Here is a 23,417-nt window from a genome sequence, read left to right on the forward strand (position 1 = left end):
TAAATCGTTTAACCAATCTTTTTGAGTTAATGAAAGGTCAATACTTTTCAATCGCTGAATAAGCTTTTTTTATTTTGTTCTTGAATTTCTTTCAGAACAAAATCATATTGACACTTCAACCCTTTTTTCATGTTAACTACTTGACCAGATCCAAAATAACTATATACTAGATGATGATATTTTTTAATAAAAATTAAGCCTAGTACACTACCCCACGAGTGCCCTAAAAGGTAAACTTTTTCTTGTTTAAACGTTTCTAACAAATAATGAATTAAACTGTATAAGTCTTCTATATAAGTTTCACTAGATATTTGTTCCTCATTAGAAAAAGTATAGTAGGATTTCCCAGCCCCTCTTTGTTCCCAAACTACAACATTAAACGTTTTTCCAAGTTCTGAGTTATATTTATAAATCAGTGGTAAAGCAGCATCACCTGGACCATCATGCAAATACACTAAAAGAGGCAGATTGTTATTTTCACCAATAATAGAAATAAATTGTTTTGAAGAGCCCGTTTTTATATACTTTGACAGTTGAGTTTTCATTTTCTTATCCTACCTTACTATCGTTTTTGTGATTCAAGATAACATCTTTATATTTGTGACTCTTCAACAAGTTGTGCGCTTGACTATATATTCTATTACTGGTGGATGCTTTCCGTAACCCTGAATTATATATATTGTATCATTTCCCCATTTTATTTTCTTGACGTATAATTTTTTTAATAGGGAACTTGAGAATTGAACGTCTAAGTAACCATCACGATAACTCATAGCGTTAACTATATCATTCATCTATTCACCCACCTACCTCTTCGTATAACTAACCTCATAAAACAACGGCTTATCATCCTGCCAGTTGAAGATTTGCTTCCCAAATCCCTCTCCATGCTTGTCCGTCTCATCTATAGACTTATCTATCACTCGATAAACCGCGTTTTTATCCAAACTCACCAGCGCCGCATTTTTCACTTTTACAAACTTGCCTGCTCTCTTAACGTATACTTCTTCTTGAATTACACCCACAGGATCCCTCCTTGTGTGTTACAATAACGTCAGCCATGACGGGAGAGATCCTGTCTTTTTTTATTTACAAACAACTTCATCAATAAAAATAAAATCTTAATTGTTCTTGATTATCCATAGTTGCCAATAAAATATCTTTTTCACTAACATTAGAAATTGACATTTTATGTTCTAACCAAGCAATGTCTTTACCTATCTGGCTTAATTCAGCGAGATCTATTTTCCCTTCTTTGATAATCGTCTTCGAAATAGAAAAAGGATCTTTCACTAATTGAATATCTTTTGGAGTTAATGCCTGGAGTTGTGGCGATAAGAAAAAAGAAATGGTTCCATCAGGTTCCCACATTGCAAGGGCGACTTGATTAATTTCTGCAACTTTTGCTTTTCTAGCTTCTGATAATAAATGGTCTATTGTGATCCTTGCTTTACCCAATTCTTTATACAGAATTTCTCCATTTTCTATTAAAGGGAAAGGAGATGGTTCTAACCATTTTCCAAATCCTCTCGACTTCAAAGAAACAAATACACTTAGCAAGTAAAGAGCAATTAGCACCCCTGTCGTAATAATTGAACCTTTTAATCCTAACTGCTCGTCTGATAAAGGGTGTGCAAGTATATTTCCAAGTATTAAGGCTATAGTAAAATCAAGAAGCCTTAACTGTGCAATTGAGCGGCGTCCCAATAATTTGGTTGCCAAAAGTAAAACGGAAAATGAAACTATTGCACGTAATATCCATTGAATACTTGTAAGATTTTCTTGACCATAAAAAAATTCCACTTATATTTCCACTCCGTTTCTCTTTCAACATTTCAAATTATTGTTGCCATAAAATTTAAAAACATGAGTGTTTCCCATAGGATACCTCTTTGTGTATTACAATGTTGTTAGCCATGCCGCGGAGGGATCCTCGTCTTTTTCAATTCCCAAACAACCCAAATCGCTGATGGTCAATAAACCCCTGCTCCGCCTGATCCATCACAACAAGTGCAATACTACGCCGATTAGTCTTAAACGCTTTTGTCAATTCGCTAATATCAGCGCCATCACCCACATCTGCCGGAAGCGGAACAACTCACTCTTTGACCACCGCCACTTGACTGGGGCATCTTCAAATAGCAAATAGATCGGTTCATATTTAGCGACCATTCACTTTCACCCTTTCTGCTACACTCTTCACATATCTCAACTGCCGCCAAACATACGGATCATCATGCTTGCCTCCGCCGGCTAACCAATCCGCTATGCGTTCGTGTATGTCTTGTAACGCTACGATCGGTAGCTGGTCCGATATCTTCGTTATTTCTGCTATTGGATTTTTGCTCATGCTCTTCACCTGTTGTCCAAAATATACTATGTTTATTTACAGCCCCACTCGCTGAAACTGTGATTACACCAAATGGTGAGTGTAGACCGCGCTTTGCGGTCTGTTTGTCATGAGAATTTAGCGTGAAGCTCTTTCTCACCTATCTGCATTCGTTCGCCTGTTTGAACATCCTCCAAGATATAGACCAGTTGCGACAGCGATATTGAGTCACCTCTAACCTTGCCGTTGCCTGCTACTCCTGTCACGACTTCGTTTAGCTTGCCGTCGATGTCATAGGTTCTCCTGGCTGGATAATCGGGCGACCTTTGTGAATTTTCGGTTTCATCTGACCCCTCTTGCGCTTTTCCTTCGACTTTGCAGTAAGATTTGACAGAAGTTGATTCATTTGTTACAATTCCCCCATCAATTAGGAATAGGATGAGGGCGATGGTTCGTCGTTTGAAACGGTTTAAGAATGTTGCTACGGCATTAAGCTTCTAAGTAAAAAATGATTTATACTACTTAGAAGCGAGGAAAAAAAATGAAAAAACATCGATTTAACCACTGGTCTGAAATTAAGTATTTAAAAGATATTGTCAACAATCCAATGATTGAAGTAGGGGAGTACTCCTACTATTCTGGTTATTACGATAATCAAGATTTTGAAGATGGGTGCGTTAGATACTTATGGGGAGACGAAAAATCAAGAAAGTTATTTAACCCCATCGAAGACTATGGTTGGCATTTAGATAAGTTAATTATTGGAAATTACGTATGCATTGCAAGTGGTGTAATTATTTTAATGGGCGGAAATAACAATCATCATCCCGAATGGATTACCGTGTATCCGTTTGTGGAACAAATTGAAACTTCTTACGAACCAAAAGGCGATACAATCATCGAAAATGATGCCTGGATTGGCATGAATGCGATGATTATGCCTGGTGTGACCATTGGTGAAGGTGCCATTGTTGCGGCTGGATCGGTCGTTGCAAAAAATGTCCCACCATATACGATAGTAGGTGGTAATCCTGCAAAAGAGATAAAGAAACGCTTTACAGAAAAAGAAATCGAAAAGTTGAAGGAAATGCGTTGGTTCGATTGGGAACGTGAGAAAATTGAACGGGCCAGCCATATCTTGTCTGGTTCTTCTATTAACCAGTTATACGACTTTTATAAAAAGGAAATTAAACCCTAACGTTTCTTTTTTAAATCTTCTCTTTAAATAAAAACGAATAAAATTAAGTAATAGTCTCTTCTTAATAGCTAATTAAGAAGGGACTATTTTTTAATGTGAAAACTCATTGTTGTGCAGCTTTTGTCAATTGTGTATCAAAACTTCCTACACCTTCCAAGCCTTTCGCCTTCCCGCTTACCATTTATCCAGCCGTGATCATAGCCAGCATTTACTCCTGCTATGTAACCGTTGCTACGACCGATCCAGTAAAACAGCATGGAAATGGTTAGAGCGGATACTATATAAAATATCGTGCATCGCTTTCACCCCACTTAACAAATCCACCTTAACTGCCCGTTTGTTTCTTGAATAAAATCATTTGGTTGTTCAGAACTTAATAGAACATCGAATATCGCTTCCAACACATCCACCACAATGCTATTGCCTGCTTGGTGATAAAGCGTGCCATTAAGAAAGTCGCGCCTGCGCGGATGCTCTTTCTCAGCGGCATTAAAGTCCTCATCATCAAAGCACATCAAATGCCAGCACTCCTTTCCTGTCAGCAACCGATAATTTTCTTTTCCGATTGGTATAATGCCGCTGTTCGGGCAACGCATTTGCTTCGTGGTTATTGTCCATGCATATTCTTTGATAAGAGTGAGCCTGCCACCAAAAGGGTTGGATCAACACCTATTTTGTTAAGCATGTTTGGCTGAGTGATAATGTACCGATCGTCCGCTTTGTCTTGGATGAAACTCCAAATATCTTGCATTGGCTTTTCTTAAGTCTCGCGAAATTGAAAACTGATCCACACAGTCTGCTTACGACAAATACTCTTTCCCTCGCTTGAGGAATCCCGAAGCCTCGAGCATTAAGCACATCGAAATTATTCGTATAATCCAATCTTTCCATATCTGATAAATAACGATCGAATGCCAGCTTCATTCTTTTCGACAAGACATTTTTCACATTTTTCCCAATAACCACTCTCGGCTTCCATGTACCCATGCTTTCAATAATCTTTAACGTTTCGAATATCAAACTACTTCGGGTTCCATCAGCCCTGGCTATTATAGTACCGGTTTGTCTTGTTCAACAGGTACTCAATGTACTGGATCTGGAGTATTACAAGGTAATTAACCTCAGTGCCTGCAGTAGACTTTACTAGTCTATTGTAGGCACTTTTAATACTCCTAACTATCCTTACTTACAACCTCGAATATTTGCAGGCTGTAAGAATATATAGTTTTGTATCTTCCAAATATCATTTCTACATCCAGCAATAATTTTAGTTATAATGTAAGCTAGCCGATAAATTAAATTAAATTTATTATTGTAATTTTGTATTTAAATACTCCATAGCCGCTTGGAGACTTTGAATGGTATCAACATCTTTGGCTTTTAGTTTCGCCTCTTCTAAGCCTACAATGACTTGGTGCACTTTCTCTGATTCTTGATACTTCCTCATAGTAATTCCATCGTCTGTCGCGAACATTTCAACCAAAGTCCCGTGTTCCCATTTCTGTGTTCTTCCGACTTCCATAGGAATAACAATTCTGCCTAACTGATCTATATTTCTTACAATTCCAAGTGCTTTCATTTGTATTTCGCCCCATTTCCTTTAGATAGTTTATTTACGATTATCAATTGATTAGTTTTAAATAACTAGTGGCAGCTAGACAAGTGTGCTATAAATTAAAGTTCAAGGATAATTAAGATATAATCCCATTAACCTTTGGCAAATGAATACTTTAACAGCTTAAACTCCCTCACGCCGTCATCCCCTCTCGCGCAGCTATCGCCACCTCTGCAATTTGCAACTTCGCTTCCAGTGCATCCATCTCCCCCTTGATCTGCTGCTAGTCCACTTTATCTGAGCGGGGAACCATGTAGATTCCGCCGTTGTTTGTCCAGTTAGGAATCAGCTACACCTCCAAACCTTCGATCCCCATTTCAATTTGCTTAGTCCAAACAACTTGACCATTAACTTTCTTTTTCACATTCCGCATTTGGAAGTAGACTTCGCGCGGATTGGCTGCTGAGTTAAGTTTTAAATAATGCAGCTCTTATCAAAGTAGGCATCGATAGAACTCAACCAACTGCGCGAGTCCATCCAGAACGCGCGACAGAATCAGAGTTGTGTAAATACTAAATTTCTCTACGTTGCAATCTCCTTTCGTTTAATTTAGAGGTCACGAATGTGATAGAGTATCCCTCCGTACCCAGAGATCGCGGCAAACTCGGAACCATCTACATTAAAAAAGGATTGGACGAGATCGAGAAAAAGCTACTGCTTGAAGAAGAGTTCTGTCATCTGTATGCACACCACGAAACACAGTTAAGCGTAGATCAATATGCTATTGCGAAGTGCGAGAACCAAGCAAAGCGCATGGCCGCACGTTTTGCTTTGCCGTGATAGCCGGATGTTGTTAATTTGCGCAGAGGACGCATCGATTTCTTTTTCAACTGTAGCAACTTCCGTAACTTCCGCTTCTATAGAAGAGACGTTGATTTTTACATCTGGCATAGAGTTGTTGGAGTGGTTAACAAAAATCTAAAGGATTATACATAGGAGGGGAAAATATCCACTATGAAGGGTTGAGTTTGAAAATGGAACTATTTCAGGATAGTTTGTTTAGGCATAGAAAAAGCACCGCCTAAACGGTGCCACATACTTTACTGGTTATTCTCATCTTGACGCTGTTCAGATGGTTCTTCTGTCGGATCCGGTTCGTTTTCATCTACTCCATTGCAGCCAAATAAAAATCCAGCAGATAAAATAACCGACATAAGTGGAATAATATACTTTTTCTCTTTCAAGTTAATCTCTCCAATCTAAGTATGCTTGTATCATTTTGCCCTTACTTTGATTTATTATTCGTAGTTTGTAAAATATATGGAGAAAAACATTCACATAAACACTCTAATAGTGGCCTGCTATATATTCTGTTACCTGCATTCTTACGCTCGTTTGCACATCCTCCAAGATGTAGACAGCGATATCATGCCACCTGATGCCCGCATCTCCTGTCACCATGCGGAAGAGCTTACCGTCAATGTCATAGGTTTCAACCCGATAGATGATCAGGCATCCCTTAGGGATTTTTGGTTCATTTCTTCGTCTACTCCGCTTTTCTTCGAAATGTGTATCAAATTCGTTTAACCCTCATGTTTCATTCACATCTTTCCAAATTGAACAATTCAATGAATCTACAAATTGTTTAGTCATCCCCCTCTTATATTCGTGTTAAGCTCAATGTAAGGAGTTGATGCTAATGGTTCAATCTACTAAAACAAATAAATTGCTAATGGAAGCAACACAATTTATTAATCATTGTTACGATGAACTCAATATATCTAAAGAAAATCAATTGAAGCGAATTGAAGAAATTAAAAATGAAATAAATACTACCGGAACATATTCACATAAGACTTTTGAGTTAACGCACGGAGCAAAAATGGCTTGGCGCAATAGCAATCGTTGTATAGGTCGATTACTCTGGAACACATTACATATTTTTGATGCACGAGATGCACTTACAGCAGAAGATGCATATGAAAAATTAGTTAATCATATTGATTTTGCTACAAACGGTGGGAAAATCCGATCTACCATTACGATTTTTGCACCTCGAAAAAATGGAGAAGATCCTATTAGAATTTGGAACCATCAATTACTACGTTATGCCGGATACAAAGAGGGCGATAAAGTAATTGGTGATTCAACATCTATCAAATTGACAAAAATGTGCCAAAGAATGGGATGGAAAGGGGATAATACCCACTTTGATATCCTCCCTCTAGTCATTCAGGAAACAGGAAAAAAACCTAAATTATTTGAAGTCCCCCATGAAATTATTAAAGAAGTGCCGATAACTCATCCGCAGCTTGATGATTTTAATAAGCTGGGTGTAAAATGGTATGCCGTTCCAATCATCTCAAACATGCGTTTGGAAATAGGCGGTATTGATTATCCTATGGCCCCATTTAATGGTTGGTATATGGGCACAGAAATTGGAGCAAGAAACTTAGCCGATCAAGACCGTTATAATTTACTGCCAAAAGTTGCCGAAATAATGGAATTAGACACTAAGTCAAACAGCTCGCTGTGGATCGACAAAGCTTTAATTGAATTAAATATCGCAGTAATACATTCTTATCAAAAAGAACACGTAACGCTTGTCGACCATCATACAGCTGCAAAACAATTTAAGATTTTTGAAGAAAATGAAAGAAAAAATGGTCGACCTATCACAGGTAATTGGGCATGGCTTATTCCACCACTATCACCAGCAACAACTGACATTTACCATAAACCATATAGCAATGACATTTTAACTCCTAACTACTTTATTCAAGCAGACCCTCCAGAAAATTAAATGGACAGTTCCAAATAGCTCATTATATTTTTTTTAATTTTTAGGCTAAAAAAATATTACAAAGAAGAGATCAATGAGATTGGTCTCTTCTTTCATATATAAAAGAGTTAATTCCACTACATGTTTTGTGTCACTTCCGTCGTTTTGTCTGCAAATTGCGTAACATTATTAGATGAAAGCCTATCCCCCAACTTAATCAAAAACCTTCATTCTCCATCTTCGAAATCAAAAACTAAAGGGTTGATAAAAGTCAAGACAAAATCGGTTTATTTTACACAAAACTCTTTGTTTATGACATTATTATGAAATCACTTTTTTACGCATAAATCGACACTCTTTACATTATGGGTAGGCTAATATAGAAAAGGTTGTTTCATCTCAATCAAACGCCCCAGATGAAGAAAGCTAAAAATATTGGATGAGAGGGATTATAATGATAAGTTTCTTGTTAAAGAAAATATTAAAACGTAAAATTGAAGTAAAAAGAAAGGACATGTATAAAAAAGCTGAAAATTTAGGGTTCACACATCCGCTAGTAGTAAAATGCAGTCAAGAATTAGATGTATTGCTTAATAGTTACTTTGATCAAGCTGCTTAATTAGAGGGAGGAATATTTATTAATCAAAATCTCAGATCTTTATAAAGCCAGTCAGAACAAATAAAAATTCGATTTGATTGGCTTTATTGTTTTGAAATCACTTCTTTAAGCAATAAACACTGTCCCCTACTACTATCCATCCCCGCCCACTTCTCTCTTTTTAAATAAAATAAAAAGAACGCCCAAGACGGACGCCCCTATTAATCGCTTATTTGCTCTTTACATATTCCATACCTTTCGGCGTTATGGACAAAACTAAATTATCCGACCCTTTCCCACTATCTACGGCATATTCATTTTCGATAAGATAGTCAATAGCCAGTTTACTATTCGCATCGGCATTCAGCATTGCTTTTGGCAAAGTGTAGCTTCCTCCATTATTCGCAAAATGATAATCATAAAGGCTTTGTAACAGCATATCTAATAGTTTAGTTACTTCTTCGTTTGTCATGATTAATCCCTCCCTCTTTATTTAATACGATAAGTGAAAGAAAAAACCTTCATTTAATACCTTCACCAAAATACACTTTTAAACGTTCTTTAGCAAACGTCGCTGTACCTCCCTCTGTAATTATCAATAATAATCCTTTTTTATAAGGCCCCAATGCTCGTCTCGTAAACTTCCGTCCTCATTTATAACACTGTCGTTCTTATGTTTGATGCATTATACTTTTTATTGATTACTCAGGGGAAATAGTTCTTCTCCTCACGAGTTTCTGCTTAATAATATTATTAACCCTCGATATACATTCTTTAAAGAACACCTACTACGTTAAATATAACTTCAGAAACTTTTCAGAAGTCACATAAAGAAACAGATAGGATAACGATATATAACAAGGATGGTGGATACATAGACAAGTTTCATATAAGTTTGAAAGAGTTTGGAGTGAAAAAGGGTCGCCAACAAATTTAATTTTTCGCTTAGAGTAATTCAATCTATGTTTGAGATAAATGTAATGACTTCATTAGTCCTCTATTAAATACTATATTGAGGTGGGAATATGCTGGCAATTGCAGCGGTAGGTTTACTTATATTTTTTGGTTCATTGATTTATCTGGCTTATCATTTCGTAAGGAAAATTAAGAATAGTAATCGTATATTACCGAAGAAGCCTTTCTACTCCGCTTTAATCGGAGGTCTTTTATTATTTATCGTTGGGGCTTTCAATATGGATACAAGCGTACAAGTTGCGTTCGAGAAAGCTCAGGAAGAGAATATCGAGTTGATTGCAAAGAACGAAGAGATGCAAACCTTACACAATAAACTTATAGAAGAAAATTCGAAGTTGCTAGAAGAGAACAAGAATGCGAATAAAGAAATTGACGAGTTAGTGGTGAAGCTAGATGATTCCAATAAATTAACAAAAGAGTTAACGGAAAAACAAACTGCTCACGAAGAGAACAACAAAACTTTTGAACAGGAAATTACTGATCTCACAGTGAAGAACACGGCTTTGACAAGTGAAGTTAGCAACCTAAAAGGCCAGGTAGCAAGCATGAATACAAACGCCACTGTAAATGCTGCTAGTAATAAATCAGATTCATCATCTGGCAGCAGTGTATCAAAGCCGAGCCAACAGAGCTCTACTGCTTATTATAAAAATTGTACTGCTGCAAGAGCTGCAGGGGCAGCGCCTGTATATCGAGGAGATCCGGGATACGGAAAGCACCTAGATCGTGATGGCGATGGAGTCGGATGTGAATAACCTGTTTCTGATCAAATGCTGAACACGCTTTCCAATCCACTTTAAAAATAAAACAAGTGACTGTAAACCAATTCGTTTACGGTCACTTGCTTTTCAATTCAGCTACCTATTACACAAACTTCACCATACTATATTTCTTCTTACCACGTCTCACAATCGTAAAGGCATCTTCTAAACGCTGATCTGCCCCCACTGTGAAATCTGTATCCGTAATGCGTTCCCCATTAAATGAAATCGCACCGTTTGTCACATCTTCACGCGCTTGGCGTTTCGACGGTGACACGCCTGCCTGAACGATGAAATCGACGATGTTCTGATCCGCCTTCTCCATTTCAACAGTCGGCACATCTTTAAAAGCATCTTTCATTTCAGAGGCAGTCAACGCTTTCAAGTCGCCGCTGAATAGAGCAGCTGAAATACGGATGGCTTGCTCGAGTGCCGCTTCTCCATGAATGAGGCGTGTCATTTCTTCTGCCAATGTTTTTTGTGCTTTACGTAAATGTGGCTCTTCTTGAACTGAAGTTTCGAGTGCTTCGATTTCTTCACGGCTCAAGAAAGTGAAGATTTTCAAGTATTTCACGACATCTGCATCCGCTGCGTTGATCCAAAATTGGTAGAACTCATAAGGAGAAGTTTTCTTAGCATCTAGCCAAACCGCGCCGCCCGCTGTTTTTCCGAATTTCGTTCCATCTGACTTTGTCACGAGCGGAATTGTAAATCCGTATGCCTTTACTTCTTCGTCATGCATTTTACGTATGACTTCAAGACCTGTCGTGATATTCCCCCACTGATCCGATCCACCAATTTGCACACGGCAGTTATGATGGTCATATAGATGATTGAAGTCCGCACCTTGCATGAGCATGTACGAGAATTCCGTATAGGAGATTCCTTGATCTAAACGAGATGCGACATTATCTTTCGCTAACATGTAATTGACACTCAATAATTTACCGTAATCACGCAGGAATTCGATCAATGACATTGAGCCGATCCAGTCATTGTTATTAACTAGCTTCGCACCATTATCTGATTGGAAATCAAAAATCATTTCCAATTGCTTTTTGATTCCGCGCACATTATCTTCCACTTGTTCCGTCGTTTGCAGCTGGCGTTCTTCAGAGCGTCCAGATGGATCTCCAATCATTCCTGTTGCCCCGCCGATCAATAAAATCGGCTGATGTCCGTGCAATTGGAAGCGTCGCAATGTCAATAACGGAACGATATGACCAATATGCATACTATTTGCGGTTGGATCCACACCACAGTATAGAGCAATCTTTTCATCCGTCAGTAATTTTTCCAAGCCCTCTTCATTCGTCTGTTGGTATAGCAGGCCTCTCCATCTCAAATCTTCCATTAATTCATTCGCCATTTTCCATTTCCTCCTCAGCTCAACACAAAAAGTCCCCACACAATCAATAATGATCATGCAGGGACGCTAGTTGAGTAAATTAAACATAACGCGGTACCACCCGGCTTGAGAGAAACTCTCCGGCTTTAAGGCGCTGATAACGTTGCGCAAAACGTACACTCCAAAACTGTAATTCATGTATAGCGCACCGAGCAGCTTGCACCAACCGCTGCCTCTCTAATACGGACCATCGCTAACATTACTTCGGTTTTTTCGACATGTAATTTCGTATGTCTTTCATTTTAACCAAGTTCCAATGAAAGTCAACATTAATTGCTTATTTAATGTTGAATCTATGATATAATGAGTAAGATTTTTAGGGGGAGAATGATTTGGATAAAGAGAAAAATAATCGGATCCAACAACTAGAAAGTAAATTCGAACAGCTCAAAAAAGAACCGTGGGCCAAAAAAGTTCGAATCGGTTCAGGTGTTGTTTGGAACTTATTCATATTGTTACTGATATTCGGTGTAATCGGCGCGGTTTTCGCCACATCTGTCGGTGCCGGATATTTCGCTTCACTAGTTGCGAAAGAACCTTTGCGTTCTAAAGAAGAACTGCGCAATGCGGTTTTCACCTATGAAGAAACATCGGAAATGTATTTTGCCGACAATGTATATTTAGGGAAAATCAACTCGGACATCGAGCGCAGGCAGATCACTTTGGACAAGGTGTCACAATATGCATTGGATGCTGTTCTCGCAACAGAGGATGAGTATTTTAATGAGCACACAGGGATTGTGCCGAAAGCGATTTTTCGCGGTGTATTCCAAGATGTCACCAATTCTGCAAGTCAAACGGGCGGCTCGACTTTGACCCAGCAGCTCGTGAAAAACCAAATTTTAACGAATGAAGTATCTTATGAACGTAAGGCGAAAGAGATTTTACTCGCTATGCGTTTAGAGCACTTCATGACTAAAGATGAAATATTAGAAGCGTACCTGAACATCATTCCATACGGCAGAGATGTCTTAGGTCAAAATATTGCGGGAATTGAAACAGCAGCACGCGGGATTTTCGGTATTAAGGCAAGCGAGCTGAATTTGCCACAAGCTGCATACATAGCAGGCATACCGCAAGCCCCCTTCTCTTACACACCTTTCTATAGTAAGAATCAGGGGATGAAAGAACCAGAAAAACTGCAACCCGGAATTAATCGAATGAAGACGGTATTATTCCGCATGAGGGATACTGGCTACATTACAGAAGCAGAATATCAGGAAGCGCTTGCCTATGATATCGTTAAAGATTTCAGACAGCCTGCAAGACGCGCAACTGACCGCTACCCTTACGTTACACAAGAAATCCAGAATCGGACAGTCGAAATACTTGCGAAGGTCTTAGCAGAAAAAGATGGTATTGAAGCTAGTCGATTTGAAGAAGATTCCAAAATACAGGAAAAGTATGAGATTATTGCAGATCGATCCATGCGCACAGACGGCTACCGAATTTATTCTACAATTGATAAAGATCTATATGACAAGATGAATGAAGTAGCGAAGAATTTCCAACACTACGGTTTTACTTATACTACTGAGAAAACGGATGAAGATTCCGGTAAAAGTTATATCGTAGAAAACCCAGTACAAGTCGGTGCTTCAATGATCGAAAACCATACGGGAAGAATTCTTTCATTTATCGGTGGACGCGATCACGAAATTGAAGCGTTGAATCACTCAACTCAAGCATTTAGACAGAACGGATCTTCCATCAAACCTTTACTTGTCTATGCGCCCGCCATTGAATATGGCGTTATCGGGGCAGGCAGTCCAGTTGTTGATGTGAAGTTCAACTGGCACGGTTGGAAACCTGCCAATTACTATGATCGCGAAATGGGCATCATCTCAGCCCGCGAGTCATTAGCACGGTCTCAAAACTTATCCACCGCACGTCTTTACAATCAAATTATCGATAGACAACCGATTGATTTTCTACGGAAAATGAATTTTTCTCAAATTATTGAAGAAGATGGCCATAACCCATCCGCTTCACTCGGAGGTTTAAAATACGGCGTCACAGTTGAGGAAAATACCAATGCCTTTGCAACATTCGCCAACGGCGGTCAATTCATTGAATCCTATATGATTGAGCGCATTGAAGATATGAAAGGCAATATTGTTTACGAACATAAAGCGGAGCCAGTCGAAGTATTCAGTCCAGAGACCGCATATATCGTCACCGATATGATGAGAGATGTATTAAAAGGCTTTGGTACTGGGGCGAGAGTTCCTGGATTCATGAATTTCCGTCCAGACTTAGCCGCCAAAACCGGTACATCTCAGCATTATGCTGATGCTTGGCTCGTTGGCTACAATCCGAATGTATCTCTCGGTGTTTGGCTTGGATATAAAAATCAGAAAACAACATTATACAATGGCAGTCCTAGTCAAATGCACCCTTCTGAACGGACTGCACGATTATTCGGTCAGCTGATGAATACAGCCAACAGCGTACGACCTGACATTGTCAAGGCGTACGACACATTTAAACGTCCAAGTGGCGTTGTAACTCGTTCATTCTGTTCGATTTCGGGCATGGCTCCTTCTGCTGCCTGCTCAGCTGCAGGGCTTGTGCGCGCTGATTTGTTTAATTCTAAAGTGATGGTCCCATCGAAAGCGGATGACAGCATCATTTCATCTGCCGGAGTACGAGTGAAAGGTCAAATGTATCAGGCATTGCCTTCCACACCACGTGAATTCGTGACATCTGGCGGCGTTGGCTTGAACTCTGAATTTATTAAACGTATGCTTGGCAGACTTGGTGGAGACGGATCGAAATTATTCTCCGGACAAAGCGGATATTCAAGCAGTGTAGTTTCCGGCTCCGTCTTCCCTGCAGACAATGTACCGCCAGCTTCAGTTTCAGCAAGTCAAAATGGTTCTGTCCTTACTTGGTCAGCTTCACCTTCTAATGATGTAATCGGCTATTACATTTATCAAAATGGCGTTCGCGTCGGTACAGTCCGAGATGGCGAATCACTTTCCTATCCGGCTGGCGCTGGGTCGTACTATGTAAGAGCTGTTGATATTACAGGATTATTATCAGGTGCTTCCAATACAGTGACTGCTGCGCCGGAGCCCGAGCCTGAACCAGAACCAACACCTGATCCGGATTCAACTACACCGGAAACCAAACCTGAAGAAAATGGTGGTTCACCCGCTCCTGAAACAGATGGAAACGTTAATGGCGGTTCTAACAACAATGAAAACAAAGATGATCCGAAAAAACCGGAACCTGAGAAACAGGAACCACCAAAGACAGATTGAATATGAAACCGAATTACAATTATTCTTTTGTAATTCGGTTTTTTCTGTGAAAAAATAACATTGACAATTTCATGATATTCTGAAAACTACACGCATTTTTCCAACATAAATTGTATACTTGAAGTAGAGTAGCACATATTGGGCTCACAGCGATTACCTGCCAACTTTAAGGGTAAATTGAAAAGGAAGGAGTGAACTGCGTGGAACATAAAAAAACGTATTTTTCAAGATCGTTTCCTCACGAAGAAGGTGAATTAATTATTGAAGGACCTATTTCATCTGAGCAATTGTCTGCGCTTAATTTCCATGAAGGACTGAAAGCATTTCGTCCACCTAAACAGCAACAAGAAGCATTAGTAAAAATTGCTTCATTTCCAGAAGGACGCATCAATATCGCGAGAATCGGAGACATGATCGTCGGCTACGTGACCTTTCTCTATCCTGATCCACTTGAAAGATGGTATGAAGCAGAATTATCCAACTTAATTGAGCTTGGTGCTGTCGAAGTAGCTGCAGCTTATCGGGGTGCTCATATCGGAAAGTCATTGCTGGAGTTATCGATGATCGACGATGCAATGGAAGATTATATCGTGATCACGACGGAGTATTATTGGCATTGGGATCTAAAAGGAACCGGATTGACAGTTTGGGAATACCGAAAAGTCATGGAAAAAATGATGCGTGCTGGTGGAATGGAGTTTTTCTCAACGGACGATCCGGAGGTATGCTCACACCCAGCCAATTGTTTGATGGCACGGATAGGAAAAAGAGTCGACGAAGAATCGATCCTACAATTTGATCGAGTTCGTTTCAAAAACCGGGTAAACTACTGAAAGTGAGGAATGACGATGCTCGTACAAGACATTATGAAGAATGACGTTATTACGTTGAATTCCACGCATACGATCGCAGAAGCTGTCCATTTGATGCAAAAGAAAAAGATCAGACATATACCGATCATAGAAAATGACCGCTTAATTGGATTGGTAACGGATCGTGATGTCAAAGAAGCCGCCCCTTCCAGCCTCTCCGATGAGTTAGAAACATTACTCTATGAAACACCTCTTTCTAAAATTATGAAAACTGATTTGATCATTGGTCATCCAAGAGATTTTATAGAAGAAGCTGCTTTGCTATTTTACACATATGAAATCGGTTGTTTACCTATCGTATCAAATTATCAACTCGTCGGTATACTGACCAAAACAGATCTGCTCTACAATTATATTGAATTGACAGGTGCGAACCAGCCAAGTTCTCATATTCAAATTAGAGTCCCAAATCAACCAGGCATTCTTTTTGAAGTATCAAAAGTATTTCATCACCATAATACCAATGTGCTGAGTGTTCTTGTCTATCCTTATCAAGATGACGAATCATATAAAATTCTAGCTGTCAGAATCAAACGGATGAATCCCCTTTCCATCATCGAAGATTTAAAAATGGAAGGGTTTCAGGTTCTTTGGCCGAGCGAACCGGAGATGAACTTATGAAAAAACAAGCAAGTTTTATATTTTCACCCGACCAATTAAATTATGAATTTTCGGAGACACACCCATTCAATCAAAAACGAATTATCTTAACTAAAGATTTACTGGAAGAAATCCATGCGATCCAGCCAGATGAAATTGTCGTGCCAAGATCGGCAACCGATGAAGAACTACTGTTGGCTCACGACGCGAAGTATATTGAAATTGTGAAAAAAGCAAGTAAAGGTGAAGTAAGTGAAAATATTGGCAGTATATATGGAATCGGAACAGAAGATACTCCCTTCTTCCCTAATATGCATGAAGCCAGTGCACTACTAGTCGGCGGAACGCTCACTGCGATTGAGGAAGTGATGGAAGGTCGTTCAAGATATGCTCTGAATCTAGGCGGCGGCTTACACCATGGTTTTCAGGGCAAAGCATCAGGGTTTTGTATCTATAATGACAGCTCTGTTGCAATAAAATATTTGCAGGAAAAGTACGGTGCCCGTGTGCTTTACGTCGATACGGATGCACATCATGGAGATGGTGTGCAATGGACATTCTATGACGATCCAAGTGTTTGTACATTTTCTATCCATGAAACCGGCCGTTATTTATTCCCAGGAACCGGGAACGTAACGGAGCGTGGGAACGGTAAAGGATATGGCACTTCGTTCAATTTCCCTGTGGATGCATTCACGGAAGACGAATCGTTCTTACACATTTATCGTACAGCATTGCGGGAAGTTGCAGAGTTTTTTAAACCTGATGTGATACTGACACAAAACGGTGCGGACGCACATTATTTTGATCCGCTAACCCATTTGTATGGAACGATGAAGATTTACGAAGAGATTCCAAAAGTTGCCAAAGAACTGGCAGAAGAATATTGTGATGGACGTTGGATTGCAATAGGCGGAGGTGGTTATGATATATGGCGCGTCGTTCCACGCGCTTGGTCTCACTTATGGTTAACTATGAAAGCGATTCCAGCTCCAACCGGCGCTCTGCCTGAAGAATGGTTGAAAAAATGGCAGCCGGAATCCCCTGTTTCCCTGATTGAAACATGGGAAGACCCCCCCAATTTGTACGAGCCTGTGCCACGTAAAAAGGATATCAATGAAAAGAATGAGCAAATGCTAACGAGAGCTCTCCATGTCATTCGCAATGGTTCGTAATCTATTTATAAAAAACAAGCAACTTATCTCAGTGATAAGTTGCTTGACTATGTAGCCTACATAGAATAAAGACGAATATATGATAGTGTAATTAAATGATGTAAGATCGTCTGTGCTTGCATACCGAAGATTTTATACATAGTGGAAACACTGTGGAAAGTTTGATATTTTCTTCCTTGAACAAAAAATATTTCTATTCTTTAACTCGAATGTTATTTCCTATATCCATCATCCTCAGGATATTACGCCAGTTGATCGTGGTGGAAGGCGGCGAAAGGCGAAAATATGCTCTCAACGCTACGCTTTTGTTCGCAAAAGCCGTTTTTCGTTCCGGCTTTTCCTGTGGGATTAGCCCGACAGGTGAAACCCCGCAGGAGCCACGCGGAAAGCAACCGCCCGGAATGCAGGTCAACGGTGCCTCACCCACTAGTTTCTTAATCTACACAAACAAGCAACTTATCCAAATGATAAGTTGCTCGTTTTTACTTTACAGACTGGCGCTCTTCTAGATGATACGGTAAGATAACCTCTGTTTCTTCTACCTCTTCTTCATTGATCAACTTTGTCAGCAAACGCATGGATACTGCACCGAGGTCATACAAAGGAACGACAATAGCCGACAGTTGTGGACGGACGATTCTTGCGAGAATGGAGTGTTGGAAACAAATGATTTCTACATCATCTGGTATACTCAGACCTTCATCACGTACGCCATTCATAATTCCAACCGCCACCTCATCGCTGCTAGTCATGACAGCTGTTGGATGATCTGCCAATTTCCCTAATACATTCCAACTTTCATAGGCATCATCATACGTATTATCTGTCTCGACAATCAATGATTCATCAATCGGCATACCGGCTTCTTCTAGAGCCCGGATATAACCTACCCGTTTACACACACGGTTAATATCACGTGTGAACGGGCCTGATACGAAGGCAATTCGCTTATGCCCATTATCAATTAATTTCTTAACGACATCATAAGCGGCTTGTTCATGATCAATATTCACCGAGGGTAAATTGGTTTCAAAATCCAATGTACCCGCCAAAACAATCGGTACATTGGCAGTCTTCATTTCTGCCCGCACTTCTGGAGAGATCGAATCACTCATGAAAATTAAGCCGTCCACTTGTTTTCCTAAATGATCTTCAAAAAGTTCGACTTCCCGTGAAGTGCTCTTGTCTGAGTTGGAGATGATGATATTGTATTCATACATCGTCGCCACATCTGCAATTCCTCTAGATAATTCTGCATAATAGCTTTTGGACATGTCAGGAACAATGACACCAATCGTTGTTGTCCTTTTGCTAGCCAACCCTCTAGCGACTGCGTTCGGTCTGTATCCTAACCTCTCAATACAATCCAATACTTTTTTTCGAGTAGCAGGCTTGACATTTTGATTTCCATTAACTACTCGTGAAACCGTTGCCATAGATACGTTTGCTTCTCTTGCTACATCGTAAATGGTGATAGCCATTTCCAATCCTCCCAACGATCCTTATTCTATACTAGTATACAGTGTTGCCCATCTTTATAGGGTTTTTTCTTTATTTTAAAATTTCTAATTATGTACATACGATGAATTAAAGAAATGAACGGTCTCAACCGTCACTTTCCGTTCCAGGAAGATGCCTTCCACTCCAAGCAACTTAGTGTGAATAAGTAAAAAATCAGTTGTTCAACTTATATAGAAGGCACCGATCCTCATTACTGGGATCGGTGCCTGATTGTCAGATTGTTTGGTGTGTCTTCATGAAGCGATTCATTTCTTCATAGAACGTATCAAACTGCTCTAGGTTCATTTGTTGTGCTGAATCCGACAGTGCTACTGCAGGATCCGGATGAACTTCTGCCATGACACCATCTGCTCCTACTGCAATCGCTGCTTTCGCCGTTGGAAGCAATAGGTCTTTGCGTCCTGTAGAGTGCGTCACGTCGACGAATACCGGCAAATGCGTTTCTTGCTTCAAAATTGGAACCGCTGAAATATCGAGTGTATTTCGTGTAGCCGTTTCGTATGTACGGATTCCACGCTCACATAGCATAATTTCAGTATTTCCTTTAGAGATAATATATTCAGCTGCGTTAACAAACTCAGAAATCGTAGCAGACATTCCGCGCTTCAGAAGTACCGGCTTATCAACCATGCCCGCTTCTTTCAGCAATTCGAAGTTCTGCATATTACGAGCACCAATTTGGATTACATCGATATACTCGAGTGCTTCCTCCAAATGTGCTGGTGTGATGATTTCAGTGACAATGGAAAGTCCTGTCTCATCCGCAACTCTTTTTAAAATTTTCAGTCCTTCCAGACCAAGCCCTTGGAAGTCATATGGAGATGTACGCGGCTTGTAAGCTCCACCACGAATCATCGTTAAGCCTTTTGCTTTGATAGATTGTGCAACAGCCAATACTTGCTCGTAAGATTCTACTGCGCAAGGACCATAAATGAAAGTAGGTTCCCCACCTCCGATTTTCTGGCCGTTCACATTTACAATTGTATCTTCAGCTTTCCGTGCACGGGATACGAGCAATGCGTTCTTCTGCTCATCTTGCTGCACCTCAAGCGCTGACATGAAAATCGATTTGAACACTTGCTCCAGGATTCCGTCTGGTAATGGACCGTTATTCGCATCCTTTAAGACGTTTAGCATCTCCCGTTCGCGGATTGGATCATATCTATTCACACCTTGCTTTTCCTTAAGTTTACCAATTTCTTGTACAATGGCGGTACGCTCATTGATCAAATCCAAAATATTATTGTTTAACTGATCAATGCGACCTCTTAACTCACCTAAATCTTGCTTGCTCATCATTCTGTCTCCTCCCCGCACATATCATCCTTTTCTAAGTCCGGAATCTATGTTACATTTTTATATAATAGACCAAGTATAATGACTTATCTTTGAAAAGTCACGCAATTTCACCGAATTAATACATTTTCACTATTTTCACATAGAATAAAGCTTGAAAAGAGGTTGAAAATCCTGGTTAACACATTATTTGCACTCGACATCGGAACGCGTTCTGTAGTCGGTATTGTGCTTGAAGAATATGATGATTCGTTTCATATCATCGATTTAATTTCGAAAGAACATAAGGAACGCTCGATGATTGACGGACAAATACATAATATTTTAAGCGTGGCGTCTATCATTCAAGAGATTAAACAAGAGCTAGAACAGCATCATGGTAAGTTGCAGCATGTCAGCGTGGCAGCGGCAGGTCGCTCTCTGAAGACAGCAGAAGGCTCCATAACGATTGATATCTCGGAACGACCATTGATTTCGACTGAGGATATTAACCGCTTGGAATTATCAGCGGTTCAGAATGCACAGCAAACTTTGCTCACTTCGGATGAACTGAAAGAGGACGATCATTATTACTGTGTTGGCTATTCCGTACTTCACTATAAATTAAATGGCGAGGAAATCGGCAGTCTGATCGACCAGAAAGGAAAAGAAGCAACAGTCGAAGTTATCGCTACATTCTTACCGCGTGTTGTCGTTGAATCATTACTCGCGGCGTTAAAACGGGCAGATTTAGAGATGGAAGCATTAACCCTTGAACCGATTGCCGCGATTAATGTCCTCATCCCGCCTTCCATGAGAAGGTTGAATATTGCATTAGTCGATATTGGCGCCGGTACATCGGATATTGCGATCGCGAATGAAAATACCGTAACAGCGTATGGCATGGTCCCGGTAGCAGGTGATGAAGTAACGGAAACTTTGAGCAGTCATTACTTGCTCGACTTCCCGCTTGCCGAACAAATGAAACGTCAAATAGCTTCGCAGGAAACGCTCACCGTTCACGATATTTTGGGGTTCGAACAAGAAATTCCAGCGGAGGAAGTTATTGACGTCATTCGTCCTGCTGTAAAACGCTTGGCTATTTCGATCAGCGAAGAGATTAGAAGATTAAATAACGGGACCTCTCCGCAGGCTGTTATGATTGTTGGAGGCGGAAGTTTGACGCCCACATTATCAAAAGAGTTAAGCGTCCAACTGGAGCTGCCTGAGAACCGGGTGGCGATTCGAAGCTTGGATGCATTGACAGGCGTCACTCTTAACGACACGATTGAAGCTTCCCCTGCACTCGTCACGCCGATTGGAATTGCCATTGCTGCGAAGAGAGCACCGATTCACTACATGTCCATCACAGTCAACGAGCAGGATATTCGTCTTTTCGAACTAAAAGAAATGACAGTCGGCGACGCATTACTTGCAGCGCATGTCACTGCTCGCCAATTATACGGAAAGCCCGGACTCGCTTTGACAGTGAAAGTAAACGGGCGCTGGGTAACAATTCCTGGCGAACATGGGTCTTCCACCACGATTTTATTAAATGGCAGAGAAGCCAGCACGAAAGATCGTATTCGTAATCAAGATGTAATTGAACTGGATTTCGGAATGGACGGCAAAGACGCGGAAGCTGCAGTTAAAGATTTAGTAGATGGTCCTGCATCGATCCATTTTCACTTAGATGGTTTGGCTGTAACAGTTGACAGCGAGGTATTACTGAACGGACAAGTTGCCTCTATAGACACTATGGTCTCAGATCGTGATGAATTGATTGTACGGCAAGCAAACACATTAGGTGCGGCTATTGAAAAAGTGTACAGCATACAACATCCGAAAGTATCTGCAGAATCGTTTTCCGTAAAGTGGAACGGGAGCAATCATATCCTGAAACATCGTCCGTCTAAATATCTCGTAGATGGTATAGAGATTACTCATCAATATATAATCCAAGACGGCGATATCATTGAGACCAGATCTCCTGAGCCTTTATCTATTAAAGAAATTGCGGACGAATTGGAGATTATCTTGGAAGCTCGTGCAGATGTTATGTTCAATACTGAACCTGTCAGTATCAAGAAACAACGCACTGCCGTATTCATCAACGGTCAGCTGGCGGACCATGCTTATCAGGTTCAGCCCGAAGATCAAGTAGAATTTAAGTCCGTCTCAGATGCACCTATCATTTTCAGCGATATTTTTTCATTCACCGATTTCTCGCTGCCTACTAACTCCGCTTCTGCTTATCTTTTGCTGCGTAACGGAGAGTCCATTCGTTTCAATGAACCTATTTTCGGCGGAGACCGACTGGAAATTCAATTTGAATAAAGCGTAAAGAGGCTGTCATTCTCATATAGAAAATGACAGCCTCTTAATTTATTGAGCATTATTTTTTGCTTGCACTCACGGTTTTATTCGGATTTACATTTTTATGCGGCTTCTCTTTTTCATTTTGGTCTACAGATTGATCCGCTTTCTTGATCTTGCCAGACTCTTCTTTGCTTTCCTTCATGCTTTTATATTCTGTTGCCTCTTCACCTTCTGAAGACACTGTTCCATCATCCATTGGAATATTTGTCTTGCCTGCAACGGATTTCACTTTATCCACTAACTGACCAGATTGCTCTTGGATTGTTTGAGAAAGTTCCGATGATTTGTCTTTTGCAGCGGAAGTGAATGCAGCTGTTTTCTCTTTGGCAACGTCCGTCCAATCCGCCGTTTTATCTTTTGCTGTACTTGATAATTCTATTGCTTTATCTTTTGCAGTTGAGCTAAGTTCAATGCTTTTATCTTTCAGTTGTGCTGCTTGTGTTGTGAAATCTTCACGCATCTCACGTCCTGTTTTCGGTGCCAAGAAAAGTGCAGTGGCTGCGCCGATGACACCTCCGATAATTGCTCCGGCCAGGAAGCTTCCTGTTCCGCTGTTATCTTCTTCATATAAATCGTTTGTAGAACGGTACGTGTAATTTGCCGGGTATTGTGGTTCACCGTACGTGTTTGCGTAGGTACCTTGGTTTGTATTGTAGTTCGGTTTGTTTTCTGTCATTTTACTTCCTCCTGTGTGTTGAATGTTTGGTATGCTGCTAAGGAAAA

Annotated in this window: 23 protein-coding genes; 10 read left to right on the forward strand and 13 right to left on the reverse strand. The window is 40.2% G+C overall.

The window, feature by feature from the left end:
- Positions 1 to 47: 47 nt before the first annotated feature.
- The 4 genes from B5D59_RS18370 to B5D59_RS03900 form a co-directional block, all read right to left on the reverse strand.
- On the reverse strand, positions 48 to 545 hold the full coding sequence (locus B5D59_RS18370) for an alpha/beta fold hydrolase (protein ID WP_217698581.1): 498 nt from the start codon (positions 543 to 545) through the stop codon (positions 48 to 50).
- 261 nt (positions 546 to 806) lie between these two features.
- A complete protein-coding gene (locus B5D59_RS03890; protein ID WP_078816906.1) occupies positions 807 to 1,025 on the reverse strand; it encodes a glycosyltransferase in 219 nt (72 codons plus the stop codon).
- A 79-nt stretch (positions 1,026 to 1,104) separates the two neighbouring features.
- A complete protein-coding gene (locus B5D59_RS03895; protein WP_078816907.1) occupies positions 1,105 to 1,803 on the reverse strand; it encodes a DUF421 domain-containing protein in 699 nt (232 codons plus the stop codon).
- A gap of 358 nt (positions 1,804 to 2,161) precedes the next feature.
- Complete coding sequence (locus B5D59_RS03900; RefSeq protein ID WP_078816908.1) at positions 2,162 to 2,350, reverse strand: DUF6877 family protein; 189 nt, start codon at positions 2,348 to 2,350, stop codon at positions 2,162 to 2,164.
- 520 nt (positions 2,351 to 2,870) lie between these two features.
- Between B5D59_RS03900 and B5D59_RS03905 the strand changes: the two genes are divergently transcribed.
- Positions 2,871 to 3,527, forward strand: coding sequence for a CatB-related O-acetyltransferase (locus tag B5D59_RS03905; RefSeq protein WP_078816909.1), 657 nt, complete (start codon positions 2,871 to 2,873; stop codon positions 3,525 to 3,527).
- Between the two features lie 311 nt (positions 3,528 to 3,838).
- Here B5D59_RS03905 and B5D59_RS03910 read toward each other — a convergent pair whose 3' ends face one another.
- The 3 genes from B5D59_RS03910 to B5D59_RS03920 all read right to left on the reverse strand — a co-directional run bounded on the left by B5D59_RS03910 (position 3,839) and on the right by B5D59_RS03920 (position 5,106).
- Positions 3,839 to 4,123, reverse strand: a complete 285-nt coding sequence (locus tag B5D59_RS03910; RefSeq protein WP_078816910.1) for a DNA cytosine methyltransferase — start codon at positions 4,121 to 4,123, stop codon at positions 3,839 to 3,841.
- A 73-nt stretch (positions 4,124 to 4,196) separates the two neighbouring features.
- Positions 4,197 to 4,580 (reverse strand): DNA cytosine methyltransferase, encoded by a 384-nt coding sequence (locus B5D59_RS03915; protein ID WP_078816911.1) that lies wholly within the window; start codon positions 4,578 to 4,580, stop codon positions 4,197 to 4,199.
- Positions 4,581 to 4,836: 256 nt separating this feature from the next.
- Positions 4,837 to 5,106, reverse strand: a complete 270-nt coding sequence (locus tag B5D59_RS03920) for an AbrB/MazE/SpoVT family DNA-binding domain-containing protein (protein WP_078816912.1) — start codon at positions 5,104 to 5,106, stop codon at positions 4,837 to 4,839.
- 600 nt (positions 5,107 to 5,706) lie between these two features.
- Here B5D59_RS03920 and B5D59_RS03930 point away from each other — a divergent pair.
- The gene (locus B5D59_RS03930) at positions 5,707 to 5,922 is read left to right on the forward strand and encodes an ImmA/IrrE family metallo-endopeptidase (RefSeq protein ID WP_078816913.1); all 216 of its coding nucleotides are present in this window, start codon (positions 5,707 to 5,709) and stop codon (positions 5,920 to 5,922) included.
- Positions 5,923 to 6,182: 260 nt separating this feature from the next.
- Here the strand turns inward: B5D59_RS03930 and B5D59_RS18145 are convergent, their stop codons facing one another.
- On the reverse strand, positions 6,183 to 6,326 hold the full coding sequence (locus B5D59_RS18145) for a hypothetical protein (protein WP_176132486.1): 144 nt from the start codon (positions 6,324 to 6,326) through the stop codon (positions 6,183 to 6,185).
- A 455-nt stretch (positions 6,327 to 6,781) separates the two neighbouring features.
- Here B5D59_RS18145 and B5D59_RS03935 point away from each other — a divergent pair, with 455 nt between their 5' ends.
- On the forward strand, positions 6,782 to 7,885 hold the full coding sequence (locus tag B5D59_RS03935; RefSeq protein WP_078816914.1) for a nitric oxide synthase oxygenase: 1,104 nt from the start codon (positions 6,782 to 6,784) through the stop codon (positions 7,883 to 7,885).
- A gap of 433 nt (positions 7,886 to 8,318) precedes the next feature.
- On the forward strand, positions 8,319 to 8,483 hold the full coding sequence (locus B5D59_RS03940) for an aspartyl-phosphate phosphatase Spo0E family protein (RefSeq protein ID WP_078816915.1): 165 nt from the start codon (positions 8,319 to 8,321) through the stop codon (positions 8,481 to 8,483).
- Between the two features lie 208 nt (positions 8,484 to 8,691).
- Here B5D59_RS03940 and B5D59_RS03945 read toward each other — a convergent pair whose 3' ends face one another.
- Positions 8,692 to 8,934 (reverse strand): hypothetical protein, encoded by a 243-nt coding sequence (locus B5D59_RS03945; protein ID WP_078816916.1) that lies wholly within the window; start codon positions 8,932 to 8,934, stop codon positions 8,692 to 8,694.
- Positions 8,935 to 9,487: 553 nt separating this feature from the next.
- On the opposite strand from B5D59_RS03945, the gene B5D59_RS03950 reads away from it, so the two are divergent.
- Positions 9,488 to 10,192 carry an excalibur calcium-binding domain-containing protein gene (locus tag B5D59_RS03950; protein WP_217698582.1) on the forward strand — a complete coding sequence of 235 codons (705 nt, stop codon included), beginning with the start codon at positions 9,488 to 9,490 and terminating at the stop codon, positions 10,190 to 10,192.
- A gap of 109 nt (positions 10,193 to 10,301) precedes the next feature.
- On the opposite strand, the gene tyrS is transcribed toward B5D59_RS03950, so the two are convergent.
- Complete coding sequence (gene tyrS, locus B5D59_RS03955) at positions 10,302 to 11,567, reverse strand: tyrosine--tRNA ligase (protein WP_009497698.1); 1,266 nt, start codon at positions 11,565 to 11,567, stop codon at positions 10,302 to 10,304.
- A 371-nt stretch (positions 11,568 to 11,938) separates the two neighbouring features.
- Between tyrS and B5D59_RS03960 the strand changes: the two genes are divergently transcribed.
- The 4 genes from B5D59_RS03960 to B5D59_RS03975 all read left to right on the forward strand — a co-directional run bounded on the left by B5D59_RS03960 (position 11,939) and on the right by B5D59_RS03975 (position 17,519).
- Complete coding sequence (locus B5D59_RS03960; RefSeq protein WP_078816917.1) at positions 11,939 to 14,872, forward strand: transglycosylase domain-containing protein; 2,934 nt, start codon at positions 11,939 to 11,941, stop codon at positions 14,870 to 14,872.
- Between the two features lie 200 nt (positions 14,873 to 15,072).
- Positions 15,073 to 15,705, forward strand: coding sequence for a GNAT family N-acetyltransferase (locus B5D59_RS03965; protein ID WP_078816918.1), 633 nt, complete (start codon positions 15,073 to 15,075; stop codon positions 15,703 to 15,705).
- A gap of 15 nt (positions 15,706 to 15,720) precedes the next feature.
- Positions 15,721 to 16,365 (forward strand): acetoin utilization AcuB family protein, encoded by a 645-nt coding sequence (locus B5D59_RS03970; RefSeq protein ID WP_078816919.1) that lies wholly within the window; start codon positions 15,721 to 15,723, stop codon positions 16,363 to 16,365.
- The gene (locus B5D59_RS03975) at positions 16,362 to 17,519 is read left to right on the forward strand and encodes an acetoin utilization protein AcuC (protein ID WP_078816920.1); all 1,158 of its coding nucleotides are present in this window, start codon (positions 16,362 to 16,364) and stop codon (positions 17,517 to 17,519) included. Before B5D59_RS03970 ends, B5D59_RS03975 begins: the two co-directional genes overlap by 4 nt.
- Positions 17,520 to 18,001: 482 nt before the next feature.
- On the opposite strand, the gene ccpA is transcribed toward B5D59_RS03975, so the two are convergent.
- Together ccpA and B5D59_RS03985 are read right to left on the reverse strand one after the other, a co-directional pair.
- A complete protein-coding gene (gene ccpA, locus B5D59_RS03980) occupies positions 18,002 to 19,000 on the reverse strand; it encodes a catabolite control protein A (RefSeq protein WP_078816921.1) in 999 nt (332 codons plus the stop codon).
- A gap of 253 nt (positions 19,001 to 19,253) precedes the next feature.
- Positions 19,254 to 20,336: a bifunctional 3-deoxy-7-phosphoheptulonate synthase/chorismate mutase gene (locus B5D59_RS03985; RefSeq protein WP_040759645.1), complete on the reverse strand. Its 1,083-nt coding sequence runs from the start codon at positions 20,334 to 20,336 to the stop codon at positions 19,254 to 19,256.
- A 165-nt stretch (positions 20,337 to 20,501) separates the two neighbouring features.
- Here B5D59_RS03985 and B5D59_RS03990 point away from each other — a divergent pair, with 165 nt between their 5' ends.
- Entirely contained in the window at positions 20,502 to 22,652 is a 2,151-nt protein-coding gene (locus B5D59_RS03990; protein WP_245799440.1) for a cell division protein FtsA, read from the forward strand.
- 58 nt (positions 22,653 to 22,710) lie between these two features.
- Here B5D59_RS03990 and B5D59_RS03995 read toward each other — a convergent pair whose 3' ends face one another.
- Positions 22,711 to 23,370 (reverse strand): YtxH domain-containing protein, encoded by a 660-nt coding sequence (locus B5D59_RS03995; protein WP_078816922.1) that lies wholly within the window; start codon positions 23,368 to 23,370, stop codon positions 22,711 to 22,713.
- Between the last annotated feature and the right edge of the window lie 47 nt (positions 23,371 to 23,417).

This window comes from Sporosarcina newyorkensis (assembly GCF_900167515.1).
Lineage (GTDB): Bacteria > Bacillota > Bacilli > Bacillales_A > Planococcaceae > Sporosarcina > Sporosarcina newyorkensis.

What these genes read in the sequence shown, in the direction of transcription:
- B5D59_RS18370 (WP_217698581.1), bottom strand. Translation starts at nt 545, where the DNA reads ATGAAAACTCAACTGTCAAAGTATATAAAAACGGGCTCTTCAAAACAA.
- B5D59_RS03900 (WP_078816908.1), bottom strand. Translation starts at nt 2,350, where the DNA reads ATGAGCAAAAATCCAATAGCAGAAATAACGAAGATATCGGACCAGCTA.
- B5D59_RS03905 (WP_078816909.1), top strand. Translation starts at nt 2,871, where the DNA reads ATGAAAAAACATCGATTTAACCACTGGTCTGAAATTAAGTATTTAAAA.
- B5D59_RS03910 (WP_078816910.1), bottom strand. Translation starts at nt 4,123, where the DNA reads ATGCGTTGCCCGAACAGCGGCATTATACCAATCGGAAAAGAAAATTAT.
- B5D59_RS03920 (WP_078816912.1), bottom strand. Translation starts at nt 5,106, where the DNA reads ATGAAAGCACTTGGAATTGTAAGAAATATAGATCAGTTAGGCAGAATT.
- B5D59_RS03935 (WP_078816914.1), top strand. Translation starts at nt 6,782, where the DNA reads ATGGTTCAATCTACTAAAACAAATAAATTGCTAATGGAAGCAACACAA.
- B5D59_RS03940 (WP_078816915.1), top strand. Translation starts at nt 8,319, where the DNA reads ATGATAAGTTTCTTGTTAAAGAAAATATTAAAACGTAAAATTGAAGTA.
- B5D59_RS03945 (WP_078816916.1), bottom strand. Translation starts at nt 8,934, where the DNA reads ATGACAAACGAAGAAGTAACTAAACTATTAGATATGCTGTTACAAAGC.
- B5D59_RS03950 (WP_217698582.1), top strand. Translation starts at nt 9,488, where the DNA reads ATGCTGGCAATTGCAGCGGTAGGTTTACTTATATTTTTTGGTTCATTG.
- tyrS (WP_009497698.1), bottom strand. Translation starts at nt 11,567, where the DNA reads ATGGCGAATGAATTAATGGAAGATTTGAGATGGAGAGGCCTGCTATAC.
- B5D59_RS03970 (WP_078816919.1), top strand. Translation starts at nt 15,721, where the DNA reads ATGCTCGTACAAGACATTATGAAGAATGACGTTATTACGTTGAATTCC.
- B5D59_RS03975 (WP_078816920.1), top strand. Translation starts at nt 16,362, where the DNA reads ATGAAAAAACAAGCAAGTTTTATATTTTCACCCGACCAATTAAATTAT.
- ccpA (WP_078816921.1), bottom strand. Translation starts at nt 19,000, where the DNA reads ATGGCTATCACCATTTACGATGTAGCAAGAGAAGCAAACGTATCTATG.
- B5D59_RS03985 (WP_040759645.1), bottom strand. Translation starts at nt 20,336, where the DNA reads ATGAGCAAGCAAGATTTAGGTGAGTTAAGAGGTCGCATTGATCAGTTA.
- B5D59_RS03995 (WP_078816922.1), bottom strand. Translation starts at nt 23,370, where the DNA reads ATGACAGAAAACAAACCGAACTACAATACAAACCAAGGTACCTACGCA.